Origin of the sequence: Marinomonas lutimaris, assembly GCF_019426345.1 — a bacterium.
Taxonomy (GTDB): Bacteria; Pseudomonadota; Gammaproteobacteria; order Pseudomonadales; family Marinomonadaceae; genus Marinomonas; species Marinomonas lutimaris.
In genome coordinates this window covers 85,603-110,435 of record NZ_JAHLLW010000009.1, presented here as the reverse complement: position 1 = coordinate 110,435, position 24,833 = coordinate 85,603, and the positions used below count along the sequence as shown (strand labels likewise).

Genomic DNA, 24,833 nt, shown 5'->3' with positions numbered 1-24,833 from the left:
CTACATCATGTTTTCGAAACTCTTGATAAAAGATTGGCAATTACTTTCTCCTGCGGGACGAGTATTGGTGATAAACGGTTTTACATTCAATCTTGGCTTTTACATGTTGCTGCCCTATCTGGCTGATCATTTACAGCATAATTTGGGCATCAGCGGTTGGTATGTTGGCGCAATCATTGGGCTGAGAGTATTAAGCCAGCAAGGCATGTTTTTAGTCGGTGGGACTTTAGGTGACAGATTAGGCTACAAACGCTTAATTTTATTAGGCTGTGCGGTTCGTATTATTGGCTTTACCTTATTAGGCGTTGGGCAAACTGTTCCTATTTTAATGTTAGGTGCATTTTTCTCTGGTTTTGCAGGTGCTCTTTTTACACCGAGCAGCCAAGCTTATTTAGCATCTGAGTATCAAGAGCAAAAATCCAGAGATAAGGTTTTTGCGTTGCAAAGCCTAATGTCTGAAGCCGGAATGTTACTGGGGCCGTTAGTGGGCTTGTCTCTACTCTACGTTGGTTTCGCTTTAGTTGGTGTCGTTTCTGCAGGATTATTTACCTTACTACTCGTTATTCAATGGCGTTATTTACCTGAATTGGCATCACAAAGAAACACCACACATGCCCACTCAAAGTTTTGGAAACAATGGGGGCAAATGCTTACACACAAAGCCTTTATGCAATTTGTCTTGTGCTCTTCCGTTTACCACTTACTGTTTCATCAACTATACATTGCCATTCCTCATGAAATCCGTGTAGTCACTCAAGATGTGAGCATTATTACTTGGGTTTTCGCAACATCCTCCATTTTGGGCGTATTAATGCAAATGCCTGTGAGCCGATTCGTGGAGTCGCACTTGAGTACAGCACGGGGCATTGGGTTGGGTATGGCAATTATGGGCTCCAGCTATCTTTGGCTCAATCTCAGCTTACCTTGGATACCAGCATTGCCTTTCATAATTTGCGCTGTCTTTTTTAGCCTTGGTTCTATGCTGGTGTTTCCGCTGTTAGGCGCTTATGTCCCTAAGTTTTGCCCACCAAAAGAATTAGGAAGCCATTATGGTTTGTATTCTTGCGTCGGTGGACTGTACGCCTTTATAGGCAACATCGGCACAGGCTGGCTACTGTCTTCGACTAATATAGACCACGGTTGGATTTGGCTAGGGCTTGCAGGATTTGGAGCCTTATCTGGCGCATTACTTTTTTTACAAGTGACCAATCATATAAAAAATCAAAATCTCACCTTTTAACGCTAAACGCCCTACCCTAAAGCCTCACTTAGTCTAAAAAATAAACTTTATTCAAGCGATATATTCATATATATGTAAAGTTTTCTTAATATACTTAATTATAGAATAGACTTATGTTATTTTAAGTAAATATTTAGTATAAAATGATCACTAAATACACATGGATTACGTTTTTGCAGGAGCAGACAAATGATTAAAAGTCATAACAATTGCTATGGTTCAAAAGAGCCTATTTCTAAACAATCATTTGCATTTCCCCTTTCGACTGCTCAACGTGGGCAATGGATAGCCCAAAAACTAGCCCCTAAAGATACAGCTTTTAATGTTGCCGAATACGTCGAAATTAAAGGATTCGTTGACATAGTCCACTTTACTTCTGCTATTAAACAGCTTATCAGCGAAGCTGATTGTATACGCAGCCAAATCGTCGAAGAAGACGACAAAATCTTCCAAATAGTCCATCAAATAGATGAAGGTCATTTCTCGTTATTGGACTTCAGCTCTACGGAAAGTCCTCTTCAAACAGCAATGACATGGATGACGGACGACATGATGCAGCCGCTCACCAACCCCGGCGATATATTGTGGCGTAGCGCTTTAATTAAAATCGATGAACATCATTACTACTGGTATCAGCGCTGCCATCACGTTGCACTCGATGGTTTTGGAGGGAATTTACTTACCTTAAGGCTCGCTGAAATTTACAATGCTCTGTTAGATAATCGAGATACTGGCCCAAACCCCTTTGGCTCTCTAGCAGAGCTTATCGAAAGTGAAAACGTCTATAAATCCTCCAAACGCTACAAAAAAGATCGTCAATATTGGCTAGAAAACCTGATCAACTTACCTGAGACGACATCTCTTTCTCAACGAATTGACCTATCAAATCAGACAAGTCAGTTACGTAAAGCGCTTCATTTATCGCAAGAATTAACAGATAAACTAGCCATAGTTGGACAAACTGTTAATGCTAGTCTGCCACAAACACTTATTGCTCTAGTTGCCGCGTATTTTTATCGCATGACAGGAGCAAATGATTTAGTTTTTGCAATGCCAGTGACAGCAAGAACACAACGCTTACAACGTAGCACACCAGGAATGATGGCTAACGCCGTTCCTATACGCTTAAGCTTATCAACTGAAATCACGCTAGAAGAATTAATAACACAAGTGTCTAAAGTAGTACTTAGAGCCCTGCGCCATCAACAATATCGTTATGAAGATCTAAAACGTGAGCTGGGTTTAATGTCTGCTGGACAGCAAATTGCCTCATTAGGCGTCAATATTGAACCTTTTGACTATAACCTAGCATTCGGTGACTGCTCGACTTCACTGCACAATTTAAGTAACGCCTTAATCGACGATCTCACCGTCTTTATCTTCGACAGACATGATAATAATGGCTTAAAAGTAGAGTTCGATGCCAACCCTACGCGTTACACAGAACAAGAACTAGAAAACCATTTAGAACAGTTTGAACGCCTTATAGATGGAATGATATTAGCTCCCGCCAACCCTATCAGTAAAGCAGCACTATTATCGGAAAATGAACGTCATAAAATTCTGCATACATGGAACAATACTGCTTGCCCTATTCCACAACAGTCCGTGGTTGAAGCATTTAATGCTCAAGTAATCAGCAATCCGACATCCATTGCAGTTTCTTCTGAGCAAAGTACATTAACCTATTCAGAACTTGATGCCTTGTCTAATGCATGGGCGAACAAGCTAATAAAAGAGCAAGTTTGCGCTGGTGATTTAGTCGCTATTGCACTAATGCGAAATACAGACATGTTAGTTGCTTTACTCGGCACACTAAAAGCTGGGGCTGCGTATTTACCACTGGACCCAGACTTTCCAGAAGATCGTCTTCGTAGCATAGTGGAAGATGCTAATCCTAAATTAATACTCAGCTGCCATGGTGCTATTGGACAGTTACCTACAGTCGCTACACCGATAATTCTGATTGACGACCCACATTCTGATATCTCTTTAGACAAAAGTGTTTCGCATCCTACTGAGTTAGCTATTTCAGGAAACAGTTCAGCCTATGTTATTTATACCTCGGGTTCTACGGGTCGACCAAAAGGAGTAGAAATCCCACATGGCGCCTTGATGAATTTCTTATACGCCATGCAAAACGAACTCAATCTTACAAGCCAAGATAAGTTCTTAGCTGTTACCACCATTTCATTCGATATTTCTATTCTTGAATTGTTCTTACCAATGACAGTTGGAGCATCCGTAGTGATTGCTGATAGGAAAACCGTTCGAGACCCACAAGCTTTAACAGAGCTCGCTGTCCAAGAAGGCGTAACCTTGCTCCAAGCTACACCGTCTCTTTGGCAGGCATTATTACCAACCTATAACAATGAACTAAAAGGCATTCGACCTTTGGTTGGCGGCGAAGCGTTACCTGGGCAACTTGCTCAAACCATGTCGAATCTAGGTCACCCAGTGGTAAACCTTTATGGTCCCACTGAGACAACGATCTGGTCGAGTATTATGCCGCTTATTAAGCAAACAGACCTTCGTCACCCTCCAATTGGCAGACCGCTTCTAAATACTCAAATGTATGTTTTAGACCACGCAATGGAACCTGTTCCAGTAGGTGTAACAGGCGACCTATACATTGCTGGTGATGGTTTAGCTCTAGGCTATTACCAACGACCAGACTTAACAAACGAACGCTTTATCTCAAATCCATACGGCAAAGAGGGCAGCCGCCTATACATTACAGGAGACAAAGCTCGTTGGCGCCAAGATGGATTATTGGAGTACCAAGGCCGCGACGACCATCAAATTAAAATCCGCGGCTTCCGTATTGAAATTGGTGACATAGAATCCGCTTTGCTCGCATGTCGAGAAGTCATTCAAGCGATTGTCGTAGCGCAAACATCACCCAATGGAGACAAACAGCTAGTTGCCTATGTTATCCCAGTAGACGCAAATCTAGACACCAGTGAACTACGTCGCCAGTTGATCAATGCTCTTCCTGACTATATGGTCCCAGCACACTTCATGCTGCTCAATGAAATGCCGCTCACTCCAAACGGAAAAGTGAACCGTAAGGCCTTACCCCTTCCGACTTGGCAAGCATCTAATAGTTATGAGGCACCAAGAAACCAGCTCGAGGAAATGCTCACCAATTTGTGGGCCGAAACTCTTGGGCTTACTCTTGTTGGCATCCGAGATAATTTCTTTGAAATTGGCGGTGATTCCATCTCCGCCACAAGAATATTGAATCACATTCAGAAAAACTTATTGATTGAAGTCCCCTTAGGCGTTTTATTTAAAGCCTCAACTATCGCCGACCTTTCTGATTACTTGAGTCGTAGCGAAGATTGGGACCCTATGCTTAGCATGCTTCCCATTAAATCAAGCGGTACGGATTCGCCATTATTTTGTATTCATCCAGCACTTGGGCTTTCTTGGGGATACGCAGGGCTATTACGTCATTTATCCAAATCAACACCTGTATTTGGCTTACAAGCAACAGGGCTGCGCCATACAGCACGTTTGCCAGAATCCATAGAAGACATGGCGGAAGAGTACTTATTGCAAATCAAACGCGTACAACCAAAAGGGCCGTATCGCCTTCTAGGTTGGTCATTTGGCGGTCTGGTTGCTCATGCGATTGCAGAAAAACTACAAACTGAAAGGGAAAGTGTATCCTTTTTATGTATGTTAGACAGCTACCCATACAAACTAGACTACCAGCAACCCAAAAACGAAGCAGATATTGTCAGGGCAGCCCTACTCTTCCTTGGTTATGATCTCAGTACATTGGAAAAACTGCCGATTAACAAAGAAGAATTAGCGTCATTGTTATGGCGAGATTATGACGATTCTTCCATGTCAGTGGTTCAAGATATCCAAAAAAGCCAAGCAGATATTATGGACAGAGTTCAAATTATCATCGAAAACAACTTAGCGCTCGCCGGTCGCTTTAAACCTGGGAAGGTTGATACAGGTTTACTGTTTTTTGTTGCAGAAGAAAGTGCTAATGGTTCAATGGGAAATATTCTCGAGCATCAATCCAATGCTTGGGCATCAAGAATTACTGGCAATATAGAAACTCACAGCATCCCTTGCAAACATCAAGACATGCTGGACTCTGATCCTCTCAATATCATTGGCCCAATAATCAAAGAACACTTATTAAAGTCGACTGAAAAGACTTCAAACTAAATTACATAATAGATATAAAAATAGCCCCCAAAATTGGTTGTCCAACTATTGGGGTCACTTCACAAAGGGGCTATTTTTTTATTAACAAAAGCTGAATCTAAGCAATACCTCTAGCGCTGGAACTCACCAGCACGTTCAGGCTGATAATCCACCTTAACAATGGTAACAGACAGCATATCGCCATTTGGCTTAGGCCAATCAATTTGATCACCTTCTTTTAGACCAAGTAATGCACTGCCAACTGGCGCTAAAACCGACACCGTATCCTCTGCGCCATTAGCATCTTTTGGGTATACCAAGGTTTTTGAAAACGCCTTGCCAGAAGATAAAACCTTAAAAGTAACAGTCGAATTCATCGTCACAATATTGTTAGGCATCTCTCGCGGCTCAACAATGTCGGCGCGATTAATTTCCTCCTGTAAATCATCCTTGTTGGGAAATTGGGAATAACTTAATGAATCCAGTATCTTCTCAAGTCTCTCAGCATCTAATGATGAAATGGTTATTTGCGGTCTTTGCATCATAATCTACCTTTTCTTTCTCTTGGCCTAACCCATTACTTAAAATAGAAAAAAGCCGCAGATAAACATGTTACCTACGACTTGATTCAGAATTTTTTCAGTGTGTAAAACAGTATAAAGGAAGGGAAATTTGCTCTGGCAAGAAACCTTCCTTGTTTTTTTATAACACTCGCTCTTTCCAATTCGTGCGGTGGTTTTGCACCACAATAGACCATCATAAGCGAGTTAGAAGACAAAGTCAGCAAACAAAAAAGAGCTTATGTGCACCAAACACACTCGCTTTTTTCATCAAACCAATTATCGATCAATAACGCAGTTGCTCTAACCCACAAAAAGGATCTATCGCGGCATCAGTATTAAAATTCATTCGCCCCAACAAACCATCAACGACAGCCTTTTGAACCTCTAATAAAGGGCTATAAGCATTAATATAAGCCGGTATTTTCGGTGCATCGTATAAAAAATAAGGATGCCCAAAGGAAACCATCACAGCCGGAATATCTACCCAAGGGCGGAACATGGCGTTACCAAAGCCTTCATGCAAAGCCATCCAATCAATATAAATATGCGACTTCACCAACATAGATTCATCTGCACTTAGGTAAAGCACCCAATCATAGTTTTTCGTATCCAATGCCATTCCGGCTTCAAACACAGTGACTTCAAAGCCTTCATCTTCCAACATTTTAGGTACATGAAGTGGTATAGCTTCAGGCACAAAAATGTTTTTGATTCCTGTTGATATCACTAAAACGCGTTTGTGTTTCGCTGGACTGATTGGCAAAATATCATGGCGATTTTTCACCAAATGCACAGTACGACGGTTTAACTCAGGAATATTATCGGCATAATCTGAAGCCAATAATGCGTTAAATTTATCGGCATTGATTTCTTCCTGTTTGTGCTGCAACCCCAAAGCGGCGTTCATTGCTAAGATTCGCATGACAGATTGCTCTAATCGCGCTTCCGACACTCGACCTTCACGCACGGCGTTGAGCATATAGGCGTAATCTTCAACTGGATCCTTACAAAACAGCAGCATGTCGCAACCATTTTCGATGATCTCAGCGACCACATCTTCACGTTTTGCCCAGCTACTCAGTCCGGCCATAACAGACGCATCTGACACAATTAAACCATTAAACCCCAGTTCATCACGCAATAGCTGCTTATTGAGCAATTTACTCACACTGGCTGGGCGCCACCACTCTTCAGGATTTTCCTCATGAGCCTTAGCATACTCAGGCAACGCAATATGTGCCGACATGATAGACATCACATTGCTATCAATCGCACTGCGATAAAGCCGTCCGTAACGCTCTTCCCATTCAGGCATAGTCAGCGGATTAACAGTTGTTACTAGGTGCTGGTCTCGATCATCAAAACCTTCGCCAGGCCAATGTTTAGCCGTTGCCGCTATGCCATTTTTTTGGAATGTATTGATATTAGAACAGCTCATGGTTTCAATAATATTCACGTCACTACCGTAAGAGCGTGTTCCTACGACGGCACTACGAAACTTAGCATTAATATCGACAACCGGTGTAAATGACCAATTAATTCCCAGCAACTTTGCTTCTTGTGCTATCACGTTAGTACAGTATTCCACCGCACTCTCGTCTTTCAATCCAGCAAGGCCAAGTTGATTAGGCACTTGAGCACCAAACGAAAAACTCATACCTCCGCCTTCAAGATCACCACTCACCAAAAGAGGAACAGTAGAATGGCGACGTAATTGATTCATCATCTTTACTTCGGTATCAAGATCGTGCCCGACAAACTTAGTCACCGCACCAGGTTGAATCGAATCAATAAGAGACAATTCTTCTGCGGAGTTTACTCTCACAATAAGATTAAACAACTGCCCTACTTTTTGCTCTAGCGTTAGCTTTGAATATGTTTCATTCACCCAAATAAGAGCTTCATCATCTAAAAAAAATGGTGCTTTACGAAATAGCTCATTCATAAAAAAACCTCAGTATCCCTTAATTTGCTTGGTTTGCTTCACGTGCCACTCGCAATTCGGATTGCATAGTGCCTTCTATTTCTTGTGTAATCGGATAGAAGTAAGCGATAAAGGCAATACAACCAGCACCAAAAGCAGGAATCAAACTCATGAAAAGTAAAATCATCTGCATGGATTCTGCCGTTTGCTCAACGCCCGCTTGATAACCTGCAAAGCTCAAACCTATTCCAACCAAAGCTCCGCTTAATCCCATACCGAATTTATGAGAAAAAGTGGCCGAACTGGTCGACAAACCAACCACTCGTCGGCCCGATTTCCACTCAACATAATCCGCAGTATCAGCGACCAATCCCCATAATGATGAAGCGGCAATACCTTTCGACAACTGATTGAAAAAGATAATCGCGTAGATTAGATAGACATCGGATGGATCAATCCAGTATAGATTGCCAATCAAGCACATACTCAACAACGCACCTGCTATCACTAAGTTACGCTTAGAGAAACGCTTAACTAGCTGAGACATCAAGGCTGCCCCTGCAATCATCCCCAGACTAGCCATAGTAAAAAACATACCAGCTTTACTGGCATCACCAACAATATAAGTAAAGTAATACATGCCGACAGCAAAAGGCATGATAGTAAACGTAAACAACGGAATACCCATTAAAATGGTAACCCACCAAGCGCGATTTTTAATCACCACAGCAAAATCATCTTTCAAAGATGAACGCTGTTTGATCATAGGAACGCGCTCTTTGGCACGAGAGAAACACAGCCAGAACATCACGACCATAATGGTACTTAGTAACATCATGGTATATTGAAAGCCCTGTTGTTTATTGCCATTGCCGAAAAATTCAACCAGCGGCAAGGTGCCAGCATTGACAAGCAATGCTCCGGTAAAAGCTAACACCATGCGGAATGATGCCATCTGACCACGCTCAACAGGGCTATCTGATATGGTTGCAGGCAAGGAGGAATATGGAATATTGATAGCAGTGTAAAGCGTCATCAATAAAATGTAGGTCACAAATGCCCAGATGATCTTACCAGAATCGTCCAAATCCGGTGTGGTAAAAGTAAGCACAGCGACAATCGCTAAAGGAATAGGAACATAAAGCAAGTAAGGGCGAAATTTACCAAAGCGTGTTTTAGTTCTGTCACCTATCATTCCCATTATTGGGTCGGATATAGCGTCCCACATTCGGGTAACAAAAAACAAAGTTCCGACCAGAGCCGCAGAAATTCCGAACACATCGGTATAGAAAAACATCAGATAGGTGCCAACCGCTGTGAACACCACATTACTGGCTAAGTCACCAAAGCCATAACTCACTTTATCGAAGAACGACAACTTTTTCATAATAAAACCTTTTTTGTATTTATTGTTTGGTTTCATTATGGGAATTAATCTGAAACGTGCTATCCGATTTTTGACCTCTCCATTAGCCGTTTTTTGACATCACCAAAACCACTATCATTAGAGATACAAAAAAGACTTATCCAACCACGGCACAATTCGCTGCTTCAAAAGCACTAAATCGACGCCTGCATAAGCCTGGCCAACATTCACCAAAGTTATGCTTTCCCGCTTAAGGCGAAACTCCGTTGGCGTACAATCGTATTCTCGACGAAAGGCTGTATTAAACGCTTTTACAGAAGGAAAACCGTGGTCTAAAGCGATATCTGATATGGCTTTTTTAGGTTTCTGAGCTAAGTCTGACAAACTTTTTTCTAATCGATAAAGCGTCAAATAGCGTAAAAAAGTCTCACCTACTTTGGCTTTAAAATAGCGGCTTAAATAGGCTTCCGACAGCCCACGCTCCTCGGCAAGCAAGGATAAAGAAATATGTTCTTGGTAGCGCAAGGTTATCTGACGCAAAAGATCATTCATCAATAACGTAGATTCCAGAGAGTCCGTTTTAATTGCATTAATTGAAGGAAAATAACGAACAAACAGCAAACCAAGTTGAGCAAGAAAACTGGCTTGCGCTTGTTGCCAATGATCCGCTTTATAGTGCTGCTCCCACCACAAATGCGCCATTAGTCGTTTAATTTCAGGCAACATATTCTTCTGAACTAGACTCCAGTTTTTTATTGGGGAAGTATCTAGCGCCACTCCAACAAAGTTATATTGCAAACAAAGAACGAGATTATCTTCCTCGGTCGATTGAGTCGCATGAGGCAACGCTTTATTAATAAACAAAACATCGCCTTCCTGCAGCAGCAGTATTTCATCCATCACCTGAACTCGAATTCGACCTTTTACCACCCATAAGCATTCATGGGCATCATGATGGTGTAAATCACACTGAGTCACGCAATGAGCAAATATTCGGCTTTCTTCTTCTAATATTTCCGCTCTATTCAATAAATACATCACAAACTAACACCCTTAATCGCTTAACGAATGATAAGGAAGTTAATGCACAAAGTCACAGGCAAAAAAAGGCCCCGCATGTCGCGAGGCCCTTTCATTCACATTTTTTATTGGGATTAAACGCTGGTATTTTTCACCGAAAACATGCCGTAAGCGGCTACCACAAGGAAACACGCCGCTGGCACCACATAAGAAATAATCGCGCCGTATTCATCAATAGTAGCCCCTTGAACCAAAGGCATTACTGCGCCACCTAAGATAGCCATTACTAAACCCGCAGAGCCAAATTTCGTGTCGCTACCAAGACCGTCTAACGCGATGCTGTAGATCGTTGGGAACATCAAAGATAAACAGGCAGAAATAGACACGATAGCCCAAACACCAGTTACATCTGGCACCATCACAGCATAAAGGCACAAAGCGCTACCCAATAAAGCCAAGATACTTAGCAACACAGCGGGACGGAAAAAGCCCATCAACCAAGTCATCACAAAGCGCGAGATCAAGAAAATGATCAAACTGTACTGGAGATAATCAGACGCGCTGGCTTCGGTGCCACCTAGAGTTTCTTGTACGTATTGAATGGTAAAGGTCCAAGTACAAGTTTGCGCTGCCACGTTGAAGAACTGTGCAACCACGCCCCAGCGGTATTGTTTTCTAGCGAGCAAGCGTCCCAGTGTCGCCACAAAATCAATCTTCTGTACTTCATCAACATTGACCTTATTGGCCGATTTAGGGATACGCATAAAATAGATAAGCGCCCAGATAATCATCAACACAAACGCCATACCAACATAAGGCGTCATCACGCTGTTTAATTCATCCGCACGAATGCTCAGTAGCATTTCTGGCGCCATGCTAGCTCTTTCTTCGGCTGAAGCTGTGTTTAGATTAGGAAGAATCAATGTCGCAGCAAGAAATACACCTATGTTGGTGCCAACTGGATTAAATGCTTGAGCTAAGTTCAAACGACGTGCAGCACTGCCTTCTGGCCCCATGGTCATCACAAAAGGATTCGCCGAGGTTTCTAAAATAGACAAGCCCGCCGCCAAAATAAACAAAGCAGCCAAAAAGAAGCCATATGTCATCGAAATACTGGCAGGATAAAAAGCCAAGGCACCCAAAATAGCCAAGCCCAAGCCTGTCAACACACCCGCTTTATAAGAGTAACGAGCATTGATAAACGCCGCAGGAATCGCCAAACAGAAATACGCACCATAATACGCGAACTGCACTAAAGCCGATTCAAACGTACTCATGGTAAAAATTTTGCTAAACACTTTCACCAAAGGATCTGTCATGTTGGCGGCAACGCCCCATGCAGCAAAACAGGTAATCAATAAGATAAACGCAATTTTCATGTTCGGATAAACGAACGGAGCAGATAAGGATTTTTCTGGAGCTGTATTTTGATTTTTCATAAAGCAAACAACATCTATTATTTTATAGTTGGATGATAGGACGTGCTTGCTATCTGTTCTCAAATAGACAGACTAAAAACACCTCGCCACCATCAGACATTGATATAGGCTAACCGCAGTTTGGGCATTAACTTGGTTGATTTAAAACCACCAAAAGTGCCCTTTCCACGACCAACATCAAACACAAGGTGCGAAATCCTACCACCAACTTTCTATAAAAATGCGCTTGCAGAACAAAACTTAGTACTTTGTAAGTGGATTAATTTTTTCTTACCCATTTCATTAACATAAATGAAATATTCATGACTTAGGGTTCATTTTTAATCCCCCTAAGTCATTCTGATACTTGCTAATTATCCCTATCCAACTGTTTTTTACGCAGCAATCGCAAGGCATTCGCAGTGACCAACGCGGTCGCGCCAGAGTCCGCCAATACGGCAAGCCACAACCCAGTTATACCCAGTAACGTAGTGACCAAAAACACCGCCTTCAGGCCTAAAGCTATGGTGATATTCTGACGAATATTAGCATTGGTCGCACGAGACAAACGAATCATCTCAGCCAAGCCTTGCAAGCGATTATGCGTCAATGCCGCATCTGCCGTTTCTAAGGCGACATCTGTGCCGCTTCCCATCGCAATGCCTATGGTAGATGCTTTCATCGCTGGAGCGTCATTAATACCATCGCCCACCATGGCTGTCGCCTGCTGTTGATTCAATTCAGTGACCGCCGTAACTTTGTCTTCTGGTAATAAATCCGCTCGATAATCTATGTTCAATTCGGCAGCAATGGCCGCAGCGGCACGGGCATTATCACCGGTTAACATCACACCATTAATACCCAAATCGGCTAAGTCTTTAAGCGCGGCTTTAGCGTCATCGCGTAATCTATCCCGCAACGCGATCAAGCCAGAAAGTTCGCCATCTTCAAGTACAACAACGACCGTTTTACCCTCTTCTTCCAAGCCAATAACTTGCTGTTGAATAGAATCATCTAACGCTTGCTCTAACTTAATTGGTGAGCTGATTTTGATTTTTCTACCTTCAAAATCCCCTTCTACACCAACACCCGCCAAGGTCTTGCGATTATCAGCATGAACGAGAGCAACACCTTGATGCTCGGTGTAATCCACAATAGCCTTAGCCAATGGATGATGGGAACCCATTTCAACCGACGCTGCGGCCGACAATACATCACTCACATTTGCATTATTAAAAGGCACCACATCTGTCACACTTGGTTTACCTTCGGTTAGCGTACCGGTTTTATCAAAGGCGATGGTTTTGATTCGGCCTAATTGCTCTAACGCCAATCCGCCTTTAATCAAGGCACCACGACGAGTCGCCGCTGCCAAACCAGACGTAATTGCCGCAGGTGTCGAAATTACCAAGGCACAAGGACAGCCAATCAATAACAAAGCCAAGCCGCGATAAATCCACGTATCCCAAGGTTGAGCGAAAGCCAGAGGCGGAATCAAGATCACCAAGACAGAAATCAGCATAATCACTGGCGTATAAATACGGCTGAATTTATCTAAGAAACGCTCAAGCGGTGCTCTGCGTTCTTCCGCTTCTTCAATCAGGTGTAAAATTCGATCTATGGCGTTATTACCGGGTTGCGACACGACTTTGAGCCGCACCACCCGATCTGCCAGCAAGCTGCCAGCGGGAACTTTTTCACCAGACGAACGCTCAACAGGAACAGATTCCCCAGTCAAAGCGCTTTCATCGAAGCTCGCCATTTCGGACAAGAGTTCCGCATCCGCAGGTAAGCGCTCACCCGGCGACACTTCAATTTCGTCTCCTGGACGTAAATCCGCAATGGCAATTTTTTGGCGCTCGCCATTTTTGATAATCAAGGCTTCTTCTGGCAGCAAGGCCATCAAGGCGCTGACGCCCTTGCGCGCACGATTTGCGGCAAAGGATTCCAAGCACTCGCCAATCATAAACAGCAACAACACCATGGCCGCTTCTGCGGTGGCACCGATAAATAACGCGCCTATCGCTGCAACACTCATCAAGGTTTCAATGGCAAACGGGGAACCGCTGCGTATCATTCGCCATGACTTTTTCATGATTGGCACTAAACCAACTAAGGTGGTAACAATAAACGCCGTCTCACCCAATACAGGATTAAATTGTGTTATTGCCCAGCTCAATAACATCAGCACAGCCAAAGCTACAATCGGACCGTATTCGGTTAATTGCTGACGCGAAAACCATGAAGCCGTTTGTTGTTCAGAGTGGGTAGGCTTTTGGCTCTGCTGCTTGGAAGCACTGGCGTCAAAAGAAACTAAGTCAAAGCCAATACCTTTTACAGCGTTTTGAATTTTGTCAGACACATCAGCATTCGCCGACACTCGAAGTTTTTCAGTAGAGAAAACCACATTGGCACTTATTACACCTTCAACAGAAGTAACCGCCTTCTCAATGGAACGCGCACAACTGGCGCAATCCATTCCGCTAACTCGCCAACTATAATTCTGATTATCGGTTGCTTGGGCTAAAGAGGCATCGTCATTTGTATCAGCGGGCACACAGCAACTGGCGTCGCCTTCGTCATCGGAAGAACAGCAAGAACTTTCTTTTTTCCCACTATCTTCGCTTGCGCAGCAAGAGGAAACCTCACTCGATGTAGAGCAACAAGAACGGCTCGTTTCTTGATGTGTGTGTGATGAATGGTCTTTTGCTTGGTGACACTGACATGAAGAATGAGATTGGCAATTTTCTTTATGTTGATCTGATGAATGATGCATACGTCTCTCCTGTTTTTAAGCTATAAGGAGAGTGTAGACCTTGGATAATAGTCCAAGGTCAAGCACCAGTTTCATATCATTTAAATAAAAAAAGAGCCTCAGCTCTTGATCGAAACACCTTCTACTTCTAATACTGTTTTCGCATCTGTGCGTTCCATGATTTTTACCAAGGCGGATTGAATCACTTCGTCTTCGCGTACATCGCTTTGGCCCACAAAACGCTGATCTTGTGGCTCGGCACCTTCTTCTGCAGTAAAGGTGACAATCACTTCTGTGGCGATCTCTTCTGTGTCACCAAAGTAGGCAATGGAGAGTTGCGGATAACCTTTGAAACCCATTTTTACTTTCTTCGCGATACGTTTTTTCGATTTGTCTATGTTCATGCTGCCTGCCTAAAGGGGAAAGGTATTGAGTCTCAATGAAAACTATTACTGGATTAAACCACAAAGCAGGCACTGCGAGATAAATTAACTTACTTAATTAAGCTAAGGGCCGCTCTAAACTCATCCGCTCGACAATCACCAATCAATTCAAACAAACACATTTCAAGGCTGGTCACTTCCGCGCCTTTACGAGCTAACTTGGCGAGCGCCATGTCTTTGTTCTCTATCGTTCGAGATGATACACAATCGCTAACCAATTCCACGTCATAACCTAAATCCAACAAGCCTAATGCCGTCTGATAAACACAAATATGTGCTTCAATACCCGTAATCAGCCACGTGTTCATCTTGGCCTTTTTAATCGCCTCGACAAAAATGGGCTCACCACAGGCGCTAAAAGAATACTTAGCAATAGGTTCAACCATGTCTAACACTTCGCGCAATTCCGGTAGGGTTGCGCCCAATTTTTCTGGGTTTTGTTCGAGCCACAGAATTGGCATTCCCAATAACTTAGCGGCTTTTACTAACTTGACCAGATTGGCAATAAACGCCTCGCTGTCATGAACAATAGTGGCAAGCTTTCCTTGAACGTCGATAATGACCAAACCGGTTTTGTCTTTTCTTAACATTTCCATCTCCTGTTGTTTTTATTGTTATCCGCAGTGTTTAAACCAACTTAATCCCTAACGATGTCAGTAAGCTTACCGCTTCATATCGGCAAAAGGTGGCATTTTTAATGGTGTTTTTTTTCACATCAATATCGTAGTTGGTCGCGCCGTTAAAATCCGCGCCGGTCAGATCCGTGTTCACAAACAAACTGTTGGTTAAATCGGTGCCAGTAAAACGCGCACGAGACATTGTCGCTTCTCGAAAATCCACGTCATGCGCTCGGCAATCTTCAAACACGACACCTGATAGTTTCAAGCCATAAAACGACGAGGCATTCACCAGACATTCTTTAAAAAAAAGCGGCGCACCGAGCTCCAAGCCACGCCAATAGGCTTTGGTCCAATCCACACCCAAGACTTTTGATTCATAAAACTGGACATCTGAGAACTTGCTGTTTCTCACATTCACTGCCGTTAATTTGCACTTACGGAACTGACAATCTTTGAAAGTACAAGCATCAAAGAAGGCTTCGCTGAAATCGCAAGATTCAAATACGCAAGACTCAAAAACCTTACGACTCACCTTGCCCTGCTCCATCAACAAATCCATAAAGGTCTTACCATAAAAAGCCTCATCGTTCGGCAATACATGTTCCATTACATTCTCCCGTCACTAGAAAAACTAAAGTAACAAGAGATGTCAGCGTGCTCAATCTAATAAGCTTATTTAGCTTAAAAAACCGTTCGCAAAAACTTTTTTGCACATATGTGCAAAATGTCATCGGTTTGTCATAGAGGAAGATTATTGTTTAGAAAATTACATGTTTTTCTAAGGAATAACCTATGACCATCTTGCTCACCGCAGCAGAGCAAAAAAAGCCAAATATTTGGCGACGCGCAAGGCATTCATTTGCTGTTGCCCGACACGAGCCTGCCAATTTGATTGGTCTTGTTCTGGCTATTTTCTTTGCTTATTTGATTCTTGCACCTGTGCTCTCCATTCTCGTGGATTCCTTTATCGTGCAATCCGGAGACGAAGCCAGAACCCATCAAGACGAAGGCAGTTTCACCTTTTACTATATTGTACGAACGCTGTATTCACGCATTTCTGAAATCCTCTTATGGCAACCTCTCTATAACACCTTAGCCATTGCGGCCAGTACGGTGGTGTTTTCTATGAGTATTGGCGTAGTGCTAGCCTGGTTGGTCAATCGCACCAACATGGCGGGGCGAGCTTGGTTCGCTACGGCGCTGATTGTGCCTTTTATGTTACCTACTTGGACCTTCGCTCTCGCTTGGACGACGATTTTTAAAAACCGTACTGTTGGCGGACAACCTGGCTGGCTAGAGTCTTTAGGCATCACCACTTCAAACAGCGTGGCTTACGGCTATTTCCCCATCGTTTTCATCTTGGTTTTGCATTACACGCCCTTGGTCATCTTGATTGTCGGCAATGCGTTACGTCGCCTTGATTCACAAATGGAAGACAGTGCTCGAGTGCTTGGTGCACCATCTCGAACCATCGCTTTTTCTATTGTTCTGCCGTTAATTCGCCCGGCCTTAATGTCTGCCGCTTTATTGATATTTGCCGATTGTATTGGCGAGTTCGCAGTGCCTTATATTTTAGGTTTACCTGTGCGCTATGACACCTTAGCAACGGGTTTGTATCGAGCGCTAGACACCCGTCAAAACGGCGTGGCTGCGGTCATTGCTGGCGTGATTATGATCATCGGTGTGATTACCTTACTGATTGATGTGCGCATGATGAAAGAGGCTCGGCGCTTCGTCACTGTTGGTGGTAAAGGCAATATGGACAGACTGCGCAAACTGGGCCGTATGCGTTTACCAGCATCTGGCTTTGCGGGGGCTTTTGTATTGATCGGAGTAGTTCTGCCATTACTGACCTTGTTCTTATCCACCATCATGATTTTGCCCGGCCGTTTTACACTGGAGAACTTCACCTTTGACTATTGGATTGGCAGTAATTTAGACACGGTTGCCCTACGCAATGGCATCTTGCTAACACCAGAATTTTGGCAAGCCGCATGGAACACTATTGTCATTGTCGGCTCGTCTTCAATGATCTCTGGCGTCTTAGGGTTGTTAGTGGGTTATGCAGTATTACGTTGCTCATTCAAAGGCGTTGGCGCTTTCTTACGTCAGATTACCTTCTTACCTTATTTGGTTCCCGGCATTGCCTTTGCGGCGGCGTTTTTATCTTTATTCGCCGTAGCTCGCGGCCCGATTCCAGCGCTATACGGCACGCCTGCCATTTTGATCATTGCTCTAGTGGCTTCCAAAATGCCGTTTGCCAGCCGATCTGGTATCGCTGCCATGACGCAGTTAGGCAAAGAACCGGAAGAAGCGGCACGCATTGCTGGTGCTAACTGGTTTAGCCGCATGACTAAAATCATTATCCCAATACAAGCTGGGCCGTTGGCAACGGGGATTCTGTTGCCATTCATTTCCGGTATTAAAGGCGTCAGCCTATTCATTATTTTGGCGATTCCATCCACGGATGTTCTCACCACCTATTCACTGCGTTTACTCGATTATAACTACGACCAAGCCGCCAATGCGGTGGTCTTGATGATTGCACTTATCGCTTGGCTTGGCACCGTCTTGATCCAAAAGATCTCTGGTACCGGTTTGGCTCAAGGTCTGGAGAATTAATATGCCTACAATCTCATTAACCAATCTAACGAAATGCTACGACGGCAATACTGAGCCTTCCGTTGACCAAGTATCACTGACAGTGGAAGACGGCGAATTCATGTGTTTGCTCGGCCCATCGGGCTGTGGCAAAACGACGATTTTACGCATGATTGCCGGTATCGAACATTCCACCAGCGGCGAAATTGCCGTGGATGATTTGGTGGTCGATTCGGTTCACCAATCCTGTTTTATTCCACCGGAACAGCGCCGTATTGGTTTTGTATTTCAAAACTATGCCCTTTGGCCCCACATGACAGTGGAACGCAATGTGGACTTTGGTTTGCGTTTACAAAAAGTACCAGCCCAAGAACGCAAAGAACGTTGTTTGGATGTGATGAGCAAGTTACGCATTCTTGAATACGCCGATCGTTATCCGTCTCAATTGTCTGGCGGTCAGCAACAACGTGTTGCCTTGGCACGTATGCTGGCGGTAAATCCTGGTATTCTGCTACTAGACGAGCCTTTATCGAACCTAGATGCGACTCTGCGACTAGAAATGCGCGCCGAGCTACGTCGCTTACATCAAACCTTTGGCACCACCATTATTTTTGTCAGCCACGACCAATGGGAAGCCATGACGCTGGCCAACACCATTGCAGTCATGAACAAAGGGCAGCTGCAACAAATCGGTACGCCAGATGAAATTTACGCCGAACCATGCAATCGCTTTGTGGCTGAATTTATTGGCAACCCAAAAATAAATATTGTTGATTTAAAAGCCTCTGCCGCAGAGCAAGTCAGCCTTGCTAATCATATTCGAAGCAGAATCGCCACCAACGAATTCACCAACGTCTGCGCGATCCGTCCTGAAGAAATCATTCTGACCGATACGGCAAACGCCAATACGCTGCCAATGACCATTGAAAACATCATGCCTACTGGGGGCAGTTGGGTGATTGAACTGAGTTTTGGTGATGACAGATTATTTCACTCTACTCAGTCTCGTCCAAAGTGGCGAGAAGGAGAGCAAGTAAATGCTTATTTGCCAACGTTGTCACTGCACTTTTTTGATCAAGCAAACAATCGCCTTGTTCTTCCAGAAACAGATCTCGATTACAACCATTTACTGCTCAACTCGGCGTCAATCAACCAAAAGCACACCAATCAACCACTCGCTAAACAAGCATAAGCTAATCAACAAAGGAAACCGTTATGAACTTCCCGATGAAAAAAAGCCTTCTTGCACTGACTGTTAGCCTAACCACTTTTGGTGCGGCTTCGACTTTCGCTGCCGACACATTTGATCTTCAAGCATTAATCGTAGCCGCAAAACAAGAAGCACCGCTAACTGTGTATGATTCCACAGGGAAAATTGTTAAACAGGCGGAATCCTTCAGCAAAAAATACGGCATCCAAGCAACGGGGATTAAAGCAAAAGCCTCACAGATACTTGAGATTGTCAGCCGTGAAGCGAAAGCTGGCAATGTGAAAGCCGACGTTGCCATTCTGGCCGATGCACCTGCAGGCATGGAGCAGCTACTATCAAAAGGCTATGTCACCAGCTGGGTTCCTACGGACCTTGCCGTTAATATTCCAGCGACCTACCAAAACCCGCTTACGGTGGTCTTAGCGCCCAATATTTGGGCTTATAACACAGGCCTTTATGACACCTGCCCAGTAACAAATGTATGGCAACTTACTAAACCAGAATGGCGTGGCAAAGTTGCCATGCAGGACCCTCTTGGCAAACCATCTTACACAGATTGGTTTAACCAGCTCGCCACACACCACGACAAAGCCATGGCCGATGCCTATCAAGCAGAATTTGGAAAACCATTAAAAACCAGTGAAGACAGCGCCACAGCAGCCTTTGTAAAAGCCCTCGCAGAAAATCATCCACTAGTCACTAGTTCTGATACAGAAGCCGCTAACGCTGTTGGCGCACCAGATGTGAAAGACAGTTTTGTCGGCATGGTGAGCGCGGCAAAATTTCGTCAAAACGAAAATGGTATGAAGCTGGGTCTTTGTGCCGATATGGTGCCATTTAGCGGTTGGAGCTATCCAGGTTTAGGCTTCATTACCACTGGAACGAAAAGCCCTAACGCCGCGAAATTATTTATTCATTACATGATGACAGCCGAAGGCATCGCGCCACAGGGTGTTGATGGAAAAATGTCCACCAACCAAACCGTTAAACTACCTGATAACGAGCCAGCAGGTATAGATAAAGTCCGCGACCAAATCATGGGATACGATGCTTCTACAGCAAAATCTGACTGGGAAAGCCGTCAAGACTGGCAAGACCTATGGAGCCTAAGCTTCAAAAATTAAGCAGTAAAAGGCTCTAGCTATTACTAAGAATGAAATCAGTTGGGACGAATTTTTCCCAACTGATTTATATATAACAAATAGAAAAGGATCCCTCCTTGACACCCAACAACATCAAAAAAAGCGAACTAGAAAAGCGCGAAACCGCCCTGCACTCAATTATTCTAAGCGCAGGAGCATTAGCACTAAAAAGCTATCGCGCCAGACAACCTGGCGATTTTACACTGAAGGGCCAACAAGACTTTTTGACCGAAGCTGATGCTCTGGTCGAAGAACACATTCGCCAAGCTATTTATAACCTTTTTCCTGAAGATGGATTACTTGGAGAAGAAACAGGAGGCTCAACATCGAATCCCTCGCTTTGGGTAGTTGACCCGATTGACGGCACCGCTAACTTCGCCCGTGGCATCGATCATTTCTGTATTTCCATTGCTTTTGTTCATAACGGCGAAACACTACTTGGTGCGATCTACAACCCTACGACAAACGAAATGTATTTAGCGCGCAAAGGCCATTACGTCAGCAAAAATGGTCAGGCGCTGCGTGTTTCCACTATAACGGATACCCATAGCTCCTCCTTTGAATTAGGATGGTCTACACGGATTCCCCAAGAAGTCTACTTGGCAATCATTTCTTCTCTTTTGGCAAGCGGTACTAATATTCGACGTGGCGCCTCTGGCGCGTTGGCATTGGCTTGGGTAGCAGAAGGTCGAACTGATGGCTATGCTGAATCACATATGAATGCATGGGATTGCTTAGCAGGATTACTCATGGTGCGTGAAGCTGGCGGGCGAACAGGCGTTTACCCTCAGACCCACGAAGAGATAGCCCATGGCGGAGCCATTCTAGCCGTCGCCCCCGGTGTCGCGGAACAGTTTTCCAATGACACCATGATATCTCTGTCCACTAAGACACATAACCGAAAAGAAAATCAGTTTGGACTGACTGCCTAATCTGTTGACCCCATACAATGAAAGAGACAATTATGACCACCGAAAAAGTAAAAAAACGCTATCCTCGCCCACCAATGAGCCTAATTGAAAGCAATATTCCTGGCTGGGGAGTGGATATCTACATTGGCGGTTCTACCAGTGTGGCAGACGCAGAGCTTCTTAAAAAACATAATATAAAAGTAGTGCTTAACTGCGCGATAAACCTAGATATTGACCTTGTAAATTCGCAAGAACCTAACCCACCAGAACACTTACTAAAACATGGTTGGGCGCCTGTTCGATATTACAAAATTGGCATGATCGATGGCCCAGGAAACCCAGAGTCCATGGTTTTAGCAGGTTATCACTTAATGCGTTCAGCTCTAGATCAAGTACTGCCTGAAAAAGCCTCTTATAAAGTTCGTGAAAAAGGCAATATTTTGGTGAATTGTCGTGGTGGACGCAGCCGCTCAGTCACTATAGTTGCCCTATTTTTGCATTTAGAATATCCAGATCGTTACCCGACACTGGATTCTGCCATTGCACATATTCGGGAAAAACGAGAGCTTCACCCAGATGAATGGTATGAAACCCCAAAACCCGCCTTAATTCACCTAGCAGAACGTGCCGCCAGCATGGAAAAGTTACTACGCGACGCGGGCTTTGGTCAGGATATGAGAAAAGCATGAAAAACCAGCAACCGAAAAATATCGCCAGCGCCGCAGAAGTAGCCAAACTCGCTGGTGTTTCTCGGTCTGCTGTTTCTCGCACCTTTACCCAAGGTGCGAGTGTTTCCAAAGACACTCGTGAGCGTGTACTGGCGGCTGCTGCAGAACTGAATTACCACGTCAATCATCTTGCCCGTGGCTTATCTAACGAGAAAAGCCGCCCCGTTTGTATTCTTGGTGCCAACCTGAATGCACCCTATCAAGCTAGCTTGCTCGATGCCCTCACCCAGCGTTTGCAATTAGCTGGCCAGGCTGTGATGGTGATCAATACGTCTGGCGGCGAAGCCAGTGCAGATGCAGCATTAAGACAAACGTTAAATTATCGCGCGTCGGCAACGATCGTTTTATCCGGGACACCACAAACCACCTTAATCGAAACCTGCGTAAAGAGTGGCCAACAAGTTATCCTTGTGAACCGTGCCGGCCAATTTGAAGGCACAGACCACATCAGTATCGACTATCAATCCGCCATGGCCAACGCACACCATATGCTTTTAAGAGCCGGCTGCACAAACCTTGCCGTTGTCTCGTCGACCATTCAATCCCCCAGTTTACTGACTCGTGAAAAACTCTTTATTCAAGCCGCCGAAGACGCTCAGCAAACTTGTATTTTGTTGCGAACAGGACCAACCAGTTACCAAACTGGCGTAGACGCAGCAAGACGTTTATTAGCCTCACGCGAGAGACCTGACGGTGTCTTTTGCGTTACTGATTTGATCGCCTGTGGTTTTATAGATGTGGCTAAAAATGAGTTTGGTTTAAGAATTCCAGAAGACATCTGCATTGTCGGATTTGATGATATTGAACAGGCAAGTTGGCTTGGCTACCAGCTCACCACTTTTTCACAACCATTAGGCGCTATGGTCGATGCCATTTCAGAACTCTTGGAAAACGCCTCTGACAAAGCGCGTAACAAGCAACATTTAACCTTCCATGCACCACCCGTTTGGAGACATTCTGTGCGGCCAAGCGCTTTATGACTATTCAAATTCTCTGTTAGTAAAATCGAGCGATTTTGTTATTTGATTCCCTCTTAAAGAGCCGTAACCTTTTATGTTCGAGTTTTTAAGAGGGAATAGTCATGCTCAACAGAACAAAAATAAAAGTCCGCGGTTATCACATCGACCTTTTTCAGCACGTCAATAACGCTCGTTATTTAGAGTTTTTAGAAGAAGGTCGCTGGGCTTTTTTTGATGAATTTAATGCTGGAAATGAGCTAATTGAACAAGGCTTAGCGTGGGCCGTTGTCAATATAAACATCAACTTTAGGAGCGAAGCCAGTTTCGGAGATCTTCTTGAGGTACAAACCCGCTACGCTAAAATTGGCAATCGCAGCATTACCATGAAGCAAACCATTCTTAACACAAAAAACCAAAGCCTTGTGGCCGAAGCAGACGTCACTTATGTCTGCTTTTCTAAAACACTAAAAGCAGCGGTTCCATTACCTGATGAGCTTAAACACACTATCGAACAAGCCATTGCCTCATCTGAATAACCCTGTATTTTTCATGCTAACTGTAGATAACCTGACAACAGCATGTATAGATTATGGAAGACCTTGATTTTCATTGAGAAAAAACGCTCTGCGCCTTAATCTAAATGCTAACAAGGAGAAATTAGCATGAAAGCAGAACGACTGAAAAACATCATCACTTTTCTTGTGATGATCTTAAGTATTCTCATCATATTGAGACTGTATTTACCCTATTGGGCACTTTATACAGTGAATCAAAAATTGTCCGATATGGGAGACTATTCAGGACACATAGAAAATGTCGATATAGATCTTTATCGAGGTGCATATCAGTTGCAAGCGTTATCTATTTCAAAGATCAAAGGTACACACAAAGTGCCATTTGTTCGCATCAACAATATAGATATTGCATTAAGCTGGCGCGCATTATTTAAAGGCGAAATTCTTGCTGACATCTCCCTTGATTCACCACAGGTCAACTTTGTCGACAGTGAAAAAGAGGATAACGCCCAATCGGGCAAAGGTGGCGACTGGCAAGGCGTCGTCGAAGGGCTTATACCTATTACCATCAGTAAGATCAGCTTATACAACGGCAGCGTTGCCTTTCGTAATTTCGAGTCAGAACCGCCAGTTAACGTACAACTTACCGAACTTCATGCGGAAGTAGCCAATCTCACTAATATTGCAGGGCAAGATGGCAGGCGTGTAGCGAACTTAAATCTAGGCGCAAAACTGCTGAATTCCGCGTCCTTGGAAATGAACGCCGACTTTGATCCCTTTGTTTCTAACGACTTCAGCATCGCGTTAAAAACAGAATCCGTTTCACTGCCCTTGCTCAATGATTTTGCCCAAGCCTATGCCGGGTTTGACTTTCGAGCCGGTACAGGCGAAGTTGTCAGCGAGCTAAAAGCCGCGGATGGAAAACTAAACGGTTACGTGAAACCCTTGTTCAAAAAAGTCGACATTCTGGATTGGCAACAAGATGCCGTAGAAGATGGTGATGGAATATTACAATTATCTTGGGAAGGATTAAGCGGCGGACTAACGGGCCTATTTACCAACAGCGATACGAACAAAGCCGCCACTATAATCGAGATTACAGGCTCACTAAAGGATCCTGAAATGAGTGCGTTTGACGCTGTTTTAGAAGCATTGAAAAACGCCTTTATAGAAGCGTTCGATAACAAGTTTGAAGGGCTTAAACCAAAAAGTGATAATTGAACCTCTCTAACATCAGATAATAAAAAA

At 44.0% G+C, this 24,833-nt stretch carries 19 protein-coding genes; 10 read left to right on the top strand and 9 right to left on the bottom strand.

Translation table 11 applies throughout. The features are described 5' to 3' along the window. Nucleotides 1-7: 7 nt before the first annotated feature. Together KPL72_RS12260 and KPL72_RS12255 are read left to right on the top strand one after the other, a co-directional pair. On the top strand, nt 8-1,240 hold the full coding sequence (locus tag KPL72_RS12260) for an MDR family MFS transporter (RefSeq protein ID WP_219702985.1): 1,233 nt from the start codon (nt 8-10) through the stop codon (nt 1,238-1,240). A 189-nt stretch (nt 1,241-1,429) separates the two neighbouring features. Next, complete coding sequence (locus KPL72_RS12255; protein ID WP_219702983.1) at nt 1,430-5,431, top strand: non-ribosomal peptide synthetase; 4,002 nt, start codon at nt 1,430-1,432, stop codon at nt 5,429-5,431. A 110-nt stretch (nt 5,432-5,541) separates the two neighbouring features. Here KPL72_RS12255 and rnk read toward each other — a convergent pair whose 3' ends face one another. The 9 genes from rnk to KPL72_RS12210 form a co-directional block, all read right to left on the bottom strand. Then, nucleotides 5,542-5,955, bottom strand: coding sequence for a nucleoside diphosphate kinase regulator (rnk, locus tag KPL72_RS12250; RefSeq protein ID WP_212918380.1), 414 nt, complete (start codon nt 5,953-5,955; stop codon nt 5,542-5,544). Nucleotides 5,956-6,256: 301 nt separating this feature from the next. Further along, complete coding sequence (locus tag KPL72_RS12245; protein ID WP_219702981.1) at nt 6,257-7,918, bottom strand: glycoside hydrolase family 3 protein; 1,662 nt, start codon at nt 7,916-7,918, stop codon at nt 6,257-6,259. 19 nt (nt 7,919-7,937) lie between these two features. Beyond that, nucleotides 7,938-9,284 carry an MFS transporter gene (locus KPL72_RS12240; protein ID WP_219702979.1) on the bottom strand — a complete coding sequence of 449 codons (1,347 nt, stop codon included), beginning with the start codon at nt 9,282-9,284 and terminating at the stop codon, nt 7,938-7,940. Nucleotides 9,285-9,401: 117 nt separating this feature from the next. Then, entirely contained in the window at nt 9,402-10,301 is a 900-nt protein-coding gene (locus KPL72_RS12235) for a helix-turn-helix transcriptional regulator (RefSeq protein ID WP_219703057.1), read from the bottom strand. Nucleotides 10,302-10,417: 116 nt separating this feature from the next. Continuing rightward, on the bottom strand, nt 10,418-11,722 hold the full coding sequence (fucP, locus tag KPL72_RS12230; protein ID WP_219702977.1) for an L-fucose:H+ symporter permease: 1,305 nt from the start codon (nt 11,720-11,722) through the stop codon (nt 10,418-10,420). Nucleotides 11,723-12,071: 349 nt separating this feature from the next. Next, nucleotides 12,072-14,477, bottom strand: coding sequence for a zinc/cadmium/mercury/lead-transporting ATPase (locus KPL72_RS12225; RefSeq protein ID WP_219702976.1), 2,406 nt, complete (start codon nt 14,475-14,477; stop codon nt 12,072-12,074). A gap of 98 nt (nt 14,478-14,575) precedes the next feature. After that, complete coding sequence (locus tag KPL72_RS12220; RefSeq protein ID WP_212918375.1) at nt 14,576-14,860, bottom strand: hypothetical protein; 285 nt, start codon at nt 14,858-14,860, stop codon at nt 14,576-14,578. Between the two features lie 89 nt (nt 14,861-14,949). After that, entirely contained in the window at nt 14,950-15,489 is a 540-nt protein-coding gene (locus KPL72_RS12215; RefSeq protein WP_219702975.1) for a hydrolase, read from the bottom strand. A 37-nt stretch (nt 15,490-15,526) separates the two neighbouring features. Further along, entirely contained in the window at nt 15,527-16,126 is a 600-nt protein-coding gene (locus KPL72_RS12210) for a pentapeptide repeat-containing protein (protein WP_219702974.1), read from the bottom strand. Between the two features lie 185 nt (nt 16,127-16,311). Here KPL72_RS12210 and KPL72_RS12205 point away from each other — a divergent pair, with 185 nt between their 5' ends. From KPL72_RS12205 to KPL72_RS12170, 8 genes are all read left to right on the top strand, one after another. Beyond that, complete coding sequence (locus KPL72_RS12205) at nt 16,312-18,141, top strand: ABC transporter permease (protein ID WP_219702973.1); 1,830 nt, start codon at nt 16,312-16,314, stop codon at nt 18,139-18,141. Nucleotide 18,142: 1 nt separating this feature from the next. Next, nucleotides 18,143-19,312 carry an ABC transporter ATP-binding protein gene (locus KPL72_RS12200; protein WP_219702971.1) on the top strand — a complete coding sequence of 390 codons (1,170 nt, stop codon included), beginning with the start codon at nt 18,143-18,145 and terminating at the stop codon, nt 19,310-19,312. Between the two features lie 23 nt (nt 19,313-19,335). Continuing rightward, nucleotides 19,336-20,454 (top strand): ABC transporter substrate-binding protein, encoded by a 1,119-nt coding sequence (locus KPL72_RS12195; protein ID WP_219702970.1) that lies wholly within the window; start codon nt 19,336-19,338, stop codon nt 20,452-20,454. A 95-nt stretch (nt 20,455-20,549) separates the two neighbouring features. Next, nucleotides 20,550-21,404: an inositol monophosphatase family protein gene (locus tag KPL72_RS12190; RefSeq protein WP_219702968.1), complete on the top strand. Its 855-nt coding sequence runs from the start codon at nt 20,550-20,552 to the stop codon at nt 21,402-21,404. Between the two features lie 32 nt (nt 21,405-21,436). Continuing rightward, nucleotides 21,437-22,072 carry a dual specificity protein phosphatase family protein gene (locus KPL72_RS12185; RefSeq protein WP_219702966.1) on the top strand — a complete coding sequence of 212 codons (636 nt, stop codon included), beginning with the start codon at nt 21,437-21,439 and terminating at the stop codon, nt 22,070-22,072. Next, nucleotides 22,069-23,091 (top strand): LacI family DNA-binding transcriptional regulator, encoded by a 1,023-nt coding sequence (locus KPL72_RS12180; protein ID WP_219702965.1) that lies wholly within the window; start codon nt 22,069-22,071, stop codon nt 23,089-23,091. Before KPL72_RS12185 ends, KPL72_RS12180 begins: the two co-directional genes overlap by 4 nt. Nucleotides 23,092-23,192: 101 nt before the next feature. Continuing rightward, nucleotides 23,193-23,606: an acyl-CoA thioesterase gene (locus tag KPL72_RS12175; RefSeq protein WP_212918366.1), complete on the top strand. Its 414-nt coding sequence runs from the start codon at nt 23,193-23,195 to the stop codon at nt 23,604-23,606. A 126-nt stretch (nt 23,607-23,732) separates the two neighbouring features. Beyond that, complete coding sequence (locus tag KPL72_RS12170) at nt 23,733-24,806, top strand: DUF748 domain-containing protein (protein WP_219702962.1); 1,074 nt, start codon at nt 23,733-23,735, stop codon at nt 24,804-24,806. Nucleotides 24,807-24,833: the final 27 nt, after the last annotated feature.